Source organism: Klebsiella michiganensis (genome assembly GCF_015139575.1).
Taxonomy (GTDB): domain Bacteria; phylum Pseudomonadota; class Gammaproteobacteria; order Enterobacterales; family Enterobacteriaceae; genus Klebsiella; species Klebsiella michiganensis.
This window is the reverse complement of sequence record NZ_AP022547.1, coordinates 3,640,152-3,651,987: the sequence shown is the minus strand read 5'-3', so window position 1 is coordinate 3,651,987 and position 11,836 is coordinate 3,640,152. Positions and strand designations below refer to the sequence as shown.

Genomic DNA, 11,836 nt, shown 5'->3' with positions numbered 1-11,836 from the left:
TTGTGTGACAGGTAGAAAAATGCCGGGAATGTTAAAAATGATGATGAAAATAGCAGGTATTTATCCCCTGTCTAATAAGGTATTTCTATGCGTCACTTAACACTTTTGCGTGGTGCAACCGCTAAAAACGTGAGAGAGTGCAACCTATAACAAAATGAAGTTTGGTCCCGGAAGCATTTCGTGTAAATGCTGTGTTAAATCGTTTGTGAAAAAACAAAGCTTCCGTCAGGATACGGTCGCCCAATACAACCAATAGGCCATTGCCCCGTTCCGGTAGTGGATAAAACGACAAATTTGGACGCTGTCGACAAAAATTCTGGAGATTTTTACATGGCTATTAGCACACCCATGTTGGTGACTTTTATTGTTTATATTTTTGGCATGGTACTCATCGGCTTTATTGCCTGGCGCTCGACAAAGAACTTTGATGATTATATTCTCGGCGGCCGCAGCCTTGGCCCATTCGTCACCGCGCTCTCCGCCGGAGCCTCCGATATGAGCGGCTGGCTGCTGATGGGGCTACCGGGGGCGATATTTATTTCCGGTATTTCCGAAAGCTGGATTGCCATTGGCCTGACGTTAGGCGCATGGATTAACTGGAAGCTGGTGGCGGGGCGTTTGCGGGTGCATACCGAGGCGAATAATAACGCCCTGACGCTGCCGGATTATTTCACCGGCCGTTTTGAAGATAAAAGCCGCGTGCTGCGCATTATCTCGGCGCTGGTCATTTTGTTATTTTTCACCATCTATTGCGCTTCCGGTATTGTGGCCGGCGCGCGTCTGTTTGAAAGCACCTTTGGCATGAGCTACGAAACCGCGCTGTGGGCCGGGGCGGCGGCAACCATTATTTATACCTTTGTCGGCGGCTTCCTCGCGGTAAGCTGGACCGATACCGTTCAGGCGAGCCTGATGATATTCGCCCTGATCCTGACGCCGGTGATGGTGGTGATTTCCGTCGGCGGGTTTGGCGATTCCCTGGAAGTGATTAAGCAAAAGAGCATTGAGAACGTTGATATGCTCAAGGGCCTGAACTTCGTGGCGATTATTTCGCTGATGGGCTGGGGCCTGGGCTATTTTGGTCAGCCGCATATTCTGGCGCGCTTTATGGCGGCGGATTCGCATCACAGCATCGTTCACGCCCGTCGCATCAGCATGACCTGGATGATCCTCTGCCTGGCGGGCGCCGTGGCCGTCGGCTTCTTCGGAATTGCCTACTTCAATAACAACCCGGCCGTTGCCGGTGCGGTTAATCAGAACGCCGAACGCGTCTTTATCGAACTGGCGCAGATTCTGTTCAACCCGTGGATTGCCGGGATCCTGCTGTCGGCGATTCTGGCGGCGGTGATGTCCACCCTGAGCTGCCAGCTGCTGGTGTGCTCAAGCGCGATTACTGAAGATCTGTATAAAGCGTTTTTACGTAAAAATGCCGGGCAGAAAGAGCTGGTATGGGTAGGACGCTTTATGGTGCTGCTCGTCGCGTTAATTGCGATCGCCTTGGCGGCCAACCCGGAAAACCGCGTGCTGGGTCTGGTGAGCTACGCATGGGCAGGCTTTGGCGCGGCGTTTGGCCCGGTGGTGCTGTTCTCGGTGATGTGGTCACGAATGACCCGTAACGGTGCACTGGCCGGGATGATCATCGGCGCCTTAACGGTCATTATCTGGAAGCAGTTCGGCTGGCTGGGCCTGTATGAAATCATCCCAGGCTTTATCTTTGGTAGCCTGGGGATTGTGGTCTTCAGCCTGCTGGGTAAAGCGCCTTCCGCCGAGATGCAGCGACGCTTCGCCGAAGCGGACGCCCATTATCACTCCGCACCGCCGGTGCGCGCGACCGCCGAGTAAGCCTCCGCAACCCCATCAAGCCCGCGTAATGCGGGCTTTGTTATTTATGTCTCTTGCTAATGGCTTGAAAATACGCTGATATCTCAGCACAAATAACAATGAGGGTAGCAAAATGAGTTTCAAACAGGGTGCAGTGGCGCTGGTACTGGCAGGGATATTAAGCGGCTGCGTAGCGCCCGCCGCGAAGAGGGCTCCGGCGGCGGACGCTAACGCCTGCCCGGCGGATAACGCCATGGTGCAAACCACGCTTTATTTCGGCTTAAGCCGTCCGGCCGGGAAGGATATTACCGCGCAGGAGTGGCAGCAGTTCGTTGACCGCGACGTGACGCCGCGCTTTCGCGATGGCCTGACGGTCTTTGACGCGCGCGGGCAGTGGCTGGGCAATGACGGTACCGTGGCGCGCGAGCAGAGCAAAGCGCTGATGCTGATTCACGGCAAAGATGAGAAGAGCGAAGAGGGGATTGAGGCGCTGCGCACGACCTATAAATCACGCTTTGCTCAGGAGTCGGTGATGCGCGTTGACCAGCCGGTCTGCGTACATTTTTAATTTGAATCAGGTGATATTCCCGGGTTGCGGCTAACGCCTTACCCGGGCTACATAGCTACGCGGGCCTGTTACCCCGGGGTAACAGGCCAAACGCGCTTCGGTTACAGTACCAGCCCCGCAAAGCTGGCGGAGAGCAGGCTGACCAGCGTTGCGCCATACACCAGGCGCAGGCCAAAGCGAGAAACGATATTCCCCTGCTGCTCGTTCAGGCCTTTAATCGCCCCGGCGATAATGCCGATAGAGGCAAAGTTGGCGAAGGAAACCAGGAACACGGATAAAATTCCCAGCCCGCGCGGCGTCATGCTAGCGGCTATTTTTTGCAGCTCAATCATGGCGACAAATTCATTGGCCACCAGTTTCGTCGCCATAATACTCCCGGCGTTCAGCGCATCGCTAAGCGGAATGCCAATCAGCCACGCCAGGGGATAAAAGACGTAGCCGAGGATCTGCTGGAAGCTCAGGCCAAATATCGTGGCGAACAGGGCATTTATGGCGCTAATTAAGGCGATAAAACCAATCAGCATCGCCAGAATAATCATCGCGACTTTAAAACCGGCCAGAATATATTCACCGAGCATTTCAAAGAAGCTCTGGGATTCATGCAGTTTTTCAAGCTTGATCTCCTCCTCGCTGCCCGGACGCGTCGGGTTAATGATCGACAGCACAATAAAGGTGCTGAACATATTCAGGATCAGCGCGGCGACGACGTATTTCGCGTCGAGCATACTCATATAAGCGCCGACGATGGAGAGCGACACCGTCGACATCGCGGTGGCCGACATGGTGAACAGGCGGCGGGAAGAGAGATCGCCGAGCACGCCTTTATAGGCAATAAAGTTCTCTGATTGACCGAGAATCAGCGAACTGACCGCGTTGAAGGACTCCAGCTTACCCATACCGTTAACCTTTGACAGCAGGGTGCCAATCAGGCGAATAAAAATTGGCAGAATACGCCAGTGCTGAAGAATACCGATGAGCGCGGAGATAAAGACAATGGGGCACAGCACGCCAAGGAAAATAAACGCCAGCCCTTTTTCACTCATGCCGCCAAATACAAAGTTGGTGCCTTCGGCGGCAAAGCCGAGCAGTGATTCAAAAAAGGATGCGATATTTTTCACTAGCCACAGGCCGCTTTCGGCGTGGAGAAAAAAGAAAGCCAGGGCAACTTCAATAATAATTAACTGGATAATATAGCGAATGCGGATTTTTTTACGGTCGTAGCTGGCAAGCCAGGCAAGGGCGAGGATAACCACCAGCGCCAGCAGGAAGTGCAAGAATTGAGTCATGTCGTTTATTTCGCAGGTCAATAAGGCCGCCATTTAGCCACAGCTGGGCAGCCGGGTAAATATCTGGCGCAAAAAATCCCGTCCTCCTGCCCGAGGGGCCTGGGCTGCGAGATAATCGCGCAAGTCATTATTTGTTCGCGACTGATTTACAAATCGTCATCATTCACTCCACATTTCACTTGTGTTTCTGATTATTGTAATGATAATCACTATCATAAATATTTACCTATCTTTGCATCAGTTGACTGCGGTTCACATTTAAGGGTGTTGGCATGTTTGTCCCATTTCTCATCATGTTACGTGAAGGCCTGGAAGCTGCGCTGATTGTCAGCCTGATTGCCAGCTATCTGAAACGCACCCAGCGCGGTAGCTGGATTGGCGTCATGTGGATTGGGGTGCTGCTTGCGGCGGCGCTGTGCCTGGGCCTCGGAATTTTTATCAACGAAACCACCGGCGAGTTTCCGCAGCGCGAGCAGGAGCTGTTCGAAGGCATCGTGGCGGTGGTGGCGGTGTGCATTCTGACCTGGATGGTGTTCTGGATGCGTAAGGTGTCGCGCAACGTCAAACAGCAGCTTGAGCAGGCGGTTGATAATGCCCTCCAGCGTGGAAATAACCACGGCTGGGCGCTGGTGATGATGGTTTTTTTCGCCGTCGCGCGTGAAGGCCTGGAATCGGTCTTTTTCCTGCTCGCCGCTTTCCAGCAGGATGTCGGAATCTGGCCGCCCATCGGCGCGATGCTCGGCCTCGCGACGGCCATCGTTTTAGGGTTCCTGATCTACTGGGGCGGCATCCGCATGAATCTCGCCGTCTTTTTCAAATGGACCAGCCTGTTTATTTTACTGGTGGCCGCAGGCCTCGCCGCGGGGGCTATCCGCGCCTTCCATGAGGCCGGACTGTGGAACCATTTCCAGGCGGTCGCCTTCGACCTGAGCAACGTCATTTCGACGCACACCCTATTCGGCACGCTGCTGGAAGGGATCTTCGGCTATCAGGAAACGCCGACCGTCAGCGAAGTGGCGGTCTACTTTATCTATTTGATCCCGGCGCTGGTGCTGTACGTCTCGCCGCCGGGTAAAAAAACCACCGCATCCCGGGCAGCGTAGTCGGGCATCGCGGATTGCAATAGTGACAACATACTTATCGAAAGGGATGGTCATGATGAATCATTTTCGTCGTAATGCGCTGCAGCTTACGCTTGCCGCGCTGTTCAGCTCGGCTTTTTACGCCCAGGCGGCCGATATTCCGCAGGTCAAAGTGACCGTCACCGACAAACAGTGCGAGCCGATGAACGTCACCGTGAAGGCGGGTAAAACCCAGTTCATCATTCAGAACCACAGCCAGAAAGCGCTGGAGTGGGAGATTCTGAAAGGGGTGATGGTGGTGGAAGAGCGGGAGAATATCGCCCCCGGCTTTACGCAAAAGCTGACGGCCAATTTGCAGCCGGGTGAATATGATATGACCTGCGGCCTGCTGACTAACCCGAAAGGCAAACTGACGGTGACCGGCGAGGCGACCAAAGATGCCGCCAAAGCCGATGCGCTGCTCAGCCTGGGTGAAGCTATTACCGCCTATAAAGCCTACGTCACCGCCGAGACCGCGGAGCTGGTTAGCGGCACGAAAGCCTTTACCGATGCGGTGAAAGCGGGCGATATCGAGAAGGCGAAAGCGCTGTACGCGCCGACGCGCCAGCACTATGAACGTATTGAACCGATCGCCGAACTGTTCTCCGATCTCGATGGCAGCATTGACGCCCGCGAGGATGACTACGAGAAAAAAGCCGAAGATCCGAAATTCACCGGCTTCCACCGGCTGGAAAAAGCGCTGTTTGGCGATAACAGCGTCAAGGGAATGGATAACTATGCCGATCAATTGAACGCTGACGTTCTCGAGCTGCAAAAACGCATTAGCGAACTGGCGTTTCCGCCGTCAAAAGTGGTCGGCGGCGCGGCCGGTCTGATTGAAGAAGTGGCCGCCAGCAAAATCAGCGGAGAAGAAGATCGCTACAGCCATACCGACCTGTGGGATTTCCAGGCCAACATTGACGGCGCGCAGAAAATCGTCGACCTGCTGCGTCCGCAGCTGCAAAAAGAGAACAGCGCGCTGCTGGCGAAGGTGGATGCCAACTTCAAAAAGGTGGACGCCATTCTCAGCAAATACCGCACCAAAGATGGCTTTGAGACCTATGACAAGCTGACGGATGCCGATCGTAACGCGCTGAAAGGCCCGATCACCACGCTGGCGGAAGATTTGGCCCAGCTGCGCGGGATCCTGGGTCTGGACTAAGGCGATGGCTGAGCAAAAATATGATGTTAATCAACCGTCCCGGCGGCGGTTGTTAAAAGGGATCGGCGCGCTTGGCGGCGCGCTGGCGATATCCGGCGGCTGCCCGGTGGCGCACGCGGCAAAAGACAATAGCTCTCCGGGCACGGTGTCGCCGGATGCGCGTCAGGAAGCGCAGCCGTTTTATGGTCCACATCAGGCAGGGGTGCTGACCCCGCAGCAGGCGTCGATGATGATTGTCGCCTTTGATGTGCTGGCCAGCGATAAAGCGGACCTTGAGCGGCTGTTTCGCCTGCTAACCCGGCGTATCGCCTTTCTGACCAAAGGCGGTCCCGCGCCGGAGACGCCGAACCCGCGGCTGCCGCCGATGGACTCAGGCATTCTCGGGCCGTGGATCGCCCCGGATAATTTGACGATCACTGTCTCGGTGGGGCATTCGCTGTTTGACGAGCGTTTCGGCCTGGCTCATCAGGCGCCGAAGAGGCTGCAAAAGATGACGCGTTTTCCGAACGATTCGCTGGATGCGGCGCTGTGCCACGGCGATCTGCTGCTGCAAATTTGCGCCAACACCCAGGATACGGTGATTCACGCCCTGCGGGATGTGATTAAGCACACCCCGGATTTGCTCAGCGTGCGCTGGAAGCGGGAAGGGTTTATCTCCGACAGCGCCGCGCGCAGCAAGGGTAAAGAGACGCCGGTGAATCTGCTGGGCTTCAAAGACGGCACCGCGAATCCGGTGAGCACCGATAAGGCGCTAATGGATAAAGTGGTGTGGGTCACCGCCGACCAGGGAGAGCCTGCGTGGGCGACGGGCGGCAGCTATCAGGCGGCGAGGATTATTCAGTTCCACGTTGAGTTCTGGGATCGCACGCCGCTGAAAGAGCAGCAGACTATTTTTGGCCGCGATAAACTGAGCGGCGCGCCGCTTGGGATGAAGCATGAGCACGATGTCCCGGATTACAGCAAAGACCCTGACGGCGATACCATTGCGCTCGATAGCCATATTCGTCTGGCGAACCCGCGTACCCCGGAAACCGAATCCAGCCTGATGATGCGCCGGGGCTATAGCTATTCGCTGGGGGTGACCAATTCCGGTCAGCTGGACATGGGGCTGCTGTTTGTTTGCTACCAGCACGATCTGGAAAAAGGCTTCCTGACGGTGCAAAAGCGCCTGAATGGAGAAGCGCTGGAGGAGTACGTGAAGCCCATTGGCGGCGGCTATTTCTTTGTTCTGCCGGGGGTTATCGACGATCGGCATTATCTCGGGCAATCGCTGCTCGAAGCCTGACGTACCTGCCCGCAAGGGCAGGGCGTTTTCTGCTGTTTTTCCATTCATTTTTTGTATTTCCTGCCTTGTTTCATTTTTCTGTAATCTTATAGTCGGAAACTCTCCTCAGCTGCGATGAGAATTATTTGTTGTCTGTGTGTGAAAAATAAGTTGCGCTTAGAATTATTTCTGATGTACTTATTACAGGCGCGGTAGTTCTCGGCAGTAGTCTCGTTTCATTATGGAGATCGCGAATGCCCGATTGCTGTAACGGAAAACGTCAAACCCCAGACCGTACTCATCAGCACGGGAGCCCAACTTCCGGCCGCGATTTTCACACCGCAAAATCCTCCTCCTCTATCAAAGAAAACCAGAACCCAGGCAAGGTTACCGGTGCGCGTAGCCGTGACCCTCTGCCAATTCGTCAGGCAAGCAATGGCTTACAAGGAAGCCAAACCTCAATCGTTAGTGCGCATAATCGCGTCGATCGTGGCGCGTGTGATGTAAACCAACAACGCAAGGTGCTATCCATGGGAAGACAAAAAGCAGTGACCAGAGCTCGTCGTGAGGCCAAACGTGTGCTGAGACAGGATTCGCGAAGCCATAAGCAGCGCGAAGAAGAATCGGTCACATCGCTTGTGCAAATGAGTGGCGTAGAAGCCATTGGCATGGCGCGGGATAGCCGCGACGCATCGCCAATCGAAGCGCGCAATGACGCTCAGGCGCATTATTTGAATGCCATCGACAATAAACAGCTGATCTTCGCCACGGGCGAGGCCGGGTGCGGTAAGACCTGGATTAGCGCGGCAAAAGCAGCTGAAGCCCTGATCCATAAGGATGTGGACAGAATTATTGTTACCCGTCCCGTTCTGCAGGCCGACGAAGATCTCGGCTTCTTACCGGGAGATATCGCCGAGAAGTTTGCTCCCTATTTCCGACCGGTCTATGACGTGCTGGTGAGAAGGCTAGGGGCTTCCTTTATGCAGTACTGCCTGCGTCCGGAAATCGGCAAGGTGGAAATCGCGCCGTTCGCCTATATGCGCGGACGTACATTTGAAAATGCGGTGGTGATTCTGGACGAGGCCCAGAACGTGACCGCTGCGCAAATGAAGATGTTTTTGACCCGCCTCGGGGAGAACGTGACGGTTATCGTCAACGGCGACATTACCCAGTGCGATTTACCTTCAGGCGTACGGTCGGGTCTGACCGATGCGCTGGCGCGTTTTGAAGAGGATGAGATGGTGGGTATTGTGCGCTTTACAACCGATGATTGCGTGCGCTCAACGCTTTGCCAGCGCGCGCTGAAAGCCTACTACTGAGTACTTCTGCGTCTGCAAAGCCCGGGTGACCGGGCTTTGTTTTTGCTGCACTACAGAAGAGCCTGCAGTGAGGGAGCGGCCATCGTGGCTTCAAAAGGAACGATCTCGACTTTCGCTACGCCCGATTGCTGAAATGGATCCTGGCTCAGCCAGTTTTGCAGCCCATCCATATCATCGCCTTTAGCCAGAATCACGCCGCCGGACCTGGGGATTTTACGCCCCGAAGCGAGAAATATTCCGTCAGCATAGCCTTGCTTAAGCCATTCCACGTGCGCAGCAAGCTTAGCGTCTACCTGATCAAGCGGTTTAACGTAAGTCAGAACAACAACGGCAATGGTGCTCATTTTCCTTCCTTAACATTTAAATGTAACGCTGCAGAAGCTTATCATTCACGTGAACAGCGCTTCAGGTTTTTTTAATCAACTGACGCGGTGGGTGTCTGGACGAGCGCGGGATCGATTAAAATGTCCAGGTGATTGCCGCGGTCACGGAACCTTCATTGCGCCGTGAGACTATCGGGCTGTCAGCGGCGTGTTCTCCGAGCCAGGTATAGCCGGCGCTGAGCGTGGAACCCCAATGCTCGTCATATTGATGGCTCCAGGTCAGCGCGTTGTCGATGCCGTAAAATCCGCCGGGTGCGCGATAGGGGCGATAGCCGGAACGGGCGCTCTGCCGTTGATCGACCCCGTAAAACGTATTGGCGTACCGGCCGTCGCCAAACAGCGCGGCGGACTGTAAGGCAACGGTGTCCTGCGAGTTCTGGAGCAGCAGGAGGGTTGCGGAGGTCTGATAATGCACGCCCTGGGCGTCGGTGAGCGGAAGCGTAGCCTTACCTTCAACGGTGAGCCACGGCGTGACCGACCAGCCGACGGCGAAGGCGGTATTCATGGTGGCTTTAATATTACCCATCCCCTTCAGCGTATTCGCCCCATCGCGCCAGCCTGAGTTTTTTTCCGCTCGCCCGAGGTCATAACCGAGCGTGTGCTCGAAGTAGAGACCGCTGTCGTCAGCCAGGTCATAGCCTATGCCTTTTTGGCTATCAATAAAGAAAGCGCCTTTCCGCCCCTGTAGTACGGGAACCACCTGCCAACTCTGCTTGTCAGAGCCGCTGTAACGAGGCGCGTATTTTCCGCCCACCCCGATAGTCAGCCCATCGGAAGGCGCGGCGGCTTCATCGGCACGCGCGCCGGGTGTTATCGCCATTAAAAACGGCACGACCATATACGGCGAAATTTTTCTGGCTATCATACTGTTCTCCACGTGGACGCGGGCGCCGCCGATAAGGACGCGCCGCAGAATGCCGGTGCAGTATGGTTTTGCTGAATCAATGAACGGTCGGGATAGTGTTAAGAAACAGTCAAGGTGAACAGATGTTGTCCAGAAGAGTGTTGATAATTGAAGATGACGCCGACGCGGCCGGGGTGCTTGAGGCCTATTTACGCCGGGAAAACTATGATGTGGCGGTCACCGTGGATGGCCTCGCTGGGCTGGATATGGCGCAGCGCTGGAAACCCGATCTGATTCTGCTGGACGTGATGCTGCCCGGGCTGAACGGCACCGAGGTGCTGGCCAGCCTGCGGCGGAAAAGCGATGTGCCGGTGATTATGGTTACCGCGATGGGGGATATGCCCGATCGTATTGGCGCGCTGCGCTATGGCGCCGACGATTATGTGGTGAAACCCTATCATCCTGGCGAGGTGGTGGCGCGAGTTCAGGCCGTGCTCCGGCGGAGCCGCAAAGCGGAGACGCAGGAAGACATTCTGCGCTGGCAGGGGCTGGAGGTGGACGTCGCTGCCATCGTCGCGACCGTCAGCAATCCGGGGGAACCTGTCCATGTTCTCGATCTTACCCCGACCGAGTTTTCGCTTCTGGCTACGCTGATGCGCGCCCCCGTCCGTCCCTTTTCGCGACAGTATCTGCTGGAGCGCTGCCTTCCTGAGAGCGAAGCGCTTGAGCGCGTGGTGGATACGCATATTTATAACCTGCGTAAAAAACTGGAGGGGGCGGGGGTATCCGGGGTGCTAGTCAACGTTCGCGGCGTGGGCTACAGGTTCAGACAGCCATGATGAAGACCCGTCACTCCTCTCTCTGGCGCTGGATTTGCGGGCGCATTCTGGCACTGGCCATCGGCAGCGTGATGGTTATCGCCACCTGTATGTGGCTGCGTTTCGCCGTGCAAAACTATTGGATCATGCACAAAATGCCGCCCGCTTTGCGGGAGGAATTCATTGCGCTCAGCCGCAATCCGGAGGCCAACCCGGCGCGTTTTCATCAGATTGTCGATACCTGGTGGGGATTGAGCTATTCCACGCCCTCTATCGCCTCGGCGGACTGGGTGACCGTGGCGGTGCTGGTGCTGGTCATGATCCCCTTCATTGTCGTTATGGGGCTCCGCTACGCCCGTCCACTCTCGCTGCAGTTCAGCCGTCTTCGTGATGCGGCGAAGGACGTCACCGGGGGGCAATTTGGCCGCCAGGCGGAGCTGATTGAGGACGCGCCAGCGGAAATGATCCGCTTTGCTGCCGACTTTAACAAAATGACCGGCCAGCTGGCCCGCTATGATAAAGAACTCCGCGCCTCGCATGTTGCGATGGCGCATGAGCTTCGCTCCCCGCTGACGGCGGCGATTGGCCGTCTGCAGGGCATGCTGGATGGCGTTTTTGATACCCAGCCGCAGCAGCTGGAGATGGTGATGAAACAACTCCAGCATTTGAATCGATTGACCGATGAGCTGCATCTGCTTTCCCTGGCGGATGCCGGCAATCTGGTGCTCGATGAGCGGCCATTTTGTCTGGATGAGCTCCTTCAGGAGCGAGCCGCATGGTTAACGCCGCAGGCGGACGCGCAGAGCGTGACGATCGCCATTCAGCCATCGCCGTCCTGTCCCTTCCGCGGCGATGCTTTTCGCATGGGCCAGGTATTTAGCGTACTGATGGAAAATGCCGTACGCTACGGGCGCAGGGGGGGACATCTGGCAATTACGTTGCGCCGCGGCGAGGGCGCTTACGCCATTGATTTTGTCGATGACGGGCCCGGCGTGGCGAGGCATTTTTTACCGGATATGTTTGAACGTTTTACCCGCGAGGAGGCGTCCCGCGCCAGACACTCCGGCGGCAGCGGCCTCGGATTATCCATTGCGCGCGCTATCTGCGTGGCGCACGGGGGGCGCATCAGCGCGTCGCTACCGGCGAGCGGCGGCCTGCAGATTCGCGTTGTTCTGCCGTACGCTCCCGCCGCAGAAGAAAACAGCCTGCCTTGATAATCCCTTGACACAACATCGAGCCATTCTCGATGAATG

At 56.0% G+C, this 11,836-nt stretch carries 11 protein-coding genes; 8 read left to right on the top strand and 3 right to left on the bottom strand.

Features of this window, described 5'->3' with window-relative positions; all coding sequences use genetic code 11:
- Nucleotides 1–330: 330 nt before the first annotated feature.
- On the top strand, nucleotides 331–1,839 hold the full coding sequence (putP, locus tag JLG71_RS17175; protein WP_047724109.1) for a sodium/proline symporter PutP: 1,509 nt from the start codon (nucleotides 331–333) through the stop codon (nucleotides 1,837–1,839).
- Between the two features lie 112 nt (nucleotides 1,840–1,951).
- Nucleotides 1,952–2,386, top strand: a complete 435-nt coding sequence (locus JLG71_RS17170) for a DUF3574 domain-containing protein (protein ID WP_025106253.1) — start codon at nucleotides 1,952–1,954, stop codon at nucleotides 2,384–2,386.
- Between the two features lie 101 nt (nucleotides 2,387–2,487).
- On the opposite strand, the gene JLG71_RS17165 is transcribed toward JLG71_RS17170, so the two are convergent.
- Nucleotides 2,488–3,672: a NupC/NupG family nucleoside CNT transporter gene (locus tag JLG71_RS17165; protein ID WP_014228804.1), complete on the bottom strand. Its 1,185-nt coding sequence runs from the start codon at nucleotides 3,670–3,672 to the stop codon at nucleotides 2,488–2,490.
- Nucleotides 3,673–3,944: 272 nt separating this feature from the next.
- Here JLG71_RS17165 and efeU point away from each other — a divergent pair, with 272 nt between their 5' ends.
- The 4 genes from efeU (at nucleotide 3,945) to phoH (ending at nucleotide 8,538) form a co-directional block, all read left to right on the top strand.
- Nucleotides 3,945–4,775 carry an iron uptake transporter permease EfeU gene (gene efeU / locus JLG71_RS17160; protein ID WP_009653546.1) on the top strand — a complete coding sequence of 277 codons (831 nt, stop codon included), beginning with the start codon at nucleotides 3,945–3,947 and terminating at the stop codon, nucleotides 4,773–4,775.
- Nucleotides 4,776–4,827: 52 nt separating this feature from the next.
- Nucleotides 4,828–5,955: an iron uptake system protein EfeO gene (gene efeO, locus JLG71_RS17155; protein ID WP_064375688.1), complete on the top strand. Its 1,128-nt coding sequence runs from the start codon at nucleotides 4,828–4,830 to the stop codon at nucleotides 5,953–5,955.
- A gap of 4 nt (nucleotides 5,956–5,959) precedes the next feature.
- Entirely contained in the window at nucleotides 5,960–7,240 is a 1,281-nt protein-coding gene (gene efeB, locus JLG71_RS17150; protein ID WP_064358676.1) for an iron uptake transporter deferrochelatase/peroxidase subunit, read from the top strand.
- A 509-nt stretch (nucleotides 7,241–7,749) separates the two neighbouring features.
- Nucleotides 7,750–8,538: a phosphate starvation-inducible protein PhoH gene (phoH, locus tag JLG71_RS17145; RefSeq protein ID WP_014228807.1), complete on the top strand. Its 789-nt coding sequence runs from the start codon at nucleotides 7,750–7,752 to the stop codon at nucleotides 8,536–8,538.
- A 50-nt stretch (nucleotides 8,539–8,588) separates the two neighbouring features.
- Here the strand turns inward: phoH and JLG71_RS17140 are convergent, their stop codons facing one another.
- Nucleotides 8,589–8,882 carry a YciI family protein gene (locus JLG71_RS17140; RefSeq protein WP_064375689.1) on the bottom strand — a complete coding sequence of 98 codons (294 nt, stop codon included), beginning with the start codon at nucleotides 8,880–8,882 and terminating at the stop codon, nucleotides 8,589–8,591.
- Between the two features lie 115 nt (nucleotides 8,883–8,997).
- Entirely contained in the window at nucleotides 8,998–9,786 is a 789-nt protein-coding gene (locus JLG71_RS17135; RefSeq protein WP_064375690.1) for a MipA/OmpV family protein, read from the bottom strand.
- A gap of 122 nt (nucleotides 9,787–9,908) precedes the next feature.
- Between JLG71_RS17135 and JLG71_RS17130 the strand changes: the two genes are divergently transcribed.
- Nucleotides 9,909–10,604 (top strand): response regulator, encoded by a 696-nt coding sequence (locus tag JLG71_RS17130; RefSeq protein WP_049071411.1) that lies wholly within the window; start codon nucleotides 9,909–9,911, stop codon nucleotides 10,602–10,604.
- The gene (locus JLG71_RS17125) at nucleotides 10,601–11,797 is read left to right on the top strand and encodes a sensor histidine kinase (RefSeq protein ID WP_048263721.1); all 1,197 of its coding nucleotides are present in this window, start codon (nucleotides 10,601–10,603) and stop codon (nucleotides 11,795–11,797) included. Before JLG71_RS17130 ends, JLG71_RS17125 begins: the two co-directional genes overlap by 4 nt.
- Nucleotides 11,798–11,836 lie beyond the last annotated feature (39 nt).

Excerpts from the sequence above, each read along its gene's own strand:
- efeU (WP_009653546.1), top strand. The coding sequence starts at position 3,945 with ATGTTTGTCCCATTTCTCATCATGTTACGTGAAGGCCTGGAAGCTGCG.
- JLG71_RS17140 (WP_064375689.1), bottom strand. The coding sequence starts at position 8,882 with ATGAGCACCATTGCCGTTGTTGTTCTGACTTACGTTAAACCGCTTGAT.
- JLG71_RS17130 (WP_049071411.1), top strand. The coding sequence starts at position 9,909 with ATGTTGTCCAGAAGAGTGTTGATAATTGAAGATGACGCCGACGCGGCC.
- JLG71_RS17165 (WP_014228804.1), bottom strand. The coding sequence starts at position 3,672 with ATGACTCAATTCTTGCACTTCCTGCTGGCGCTGGTGGTTATCCTCGCC.
- efeO (WP_064375688.1), top strand. The coding sequence starts at position 4,828 with ATGATGAATCATTTTCGTCGTAATGCGCTGCAGCTTACGCTTGCCGCG.
- putP (WP_047724109.1), top strand. The coding sequence starts at position 331 with ATGGCTATTAGCACACCCATGTTGGTGACTTTTATTGTTTATATTTTT.
- JLG71_RS17135 (WP_064375690.1), bottom strand. The coding sequence starts at position 9,786 with ATGATAGCCAGAAAAATTTCGCCGTATATGGTCGTGCCGTTTTTAATG.
- efeB (WP_064358676.1), top strand. The coding sequence starts at position 5,960 with ATGGCTGAGCAAAAATATGATGTTAATCAACCGTCCCGGCGGCGGTTG.
- JLG71_RS17125 (WP_048263721.1), top strand. The coding sequence starts at position 10,601 with ATGATGAAGACCCGTCACTCCTCTCTCTGGCGCTGGATTTGCGGGCGC.
- phoH (WP_014228807.1), top strand. The coding sequence starts at position 7,750 with ATGGGAAGACAAAAAGCAGTGACCAGAGCTCGTCGTGAGGCCAAACGT.
- JLG71_RS17170 (WP_025106253.1), top strand. The coding sequence starts at position 1,952 with ATGAGTTTCAAACAGGGTGCAGTGGCGCTGGTACTGGCAGGGATATTA.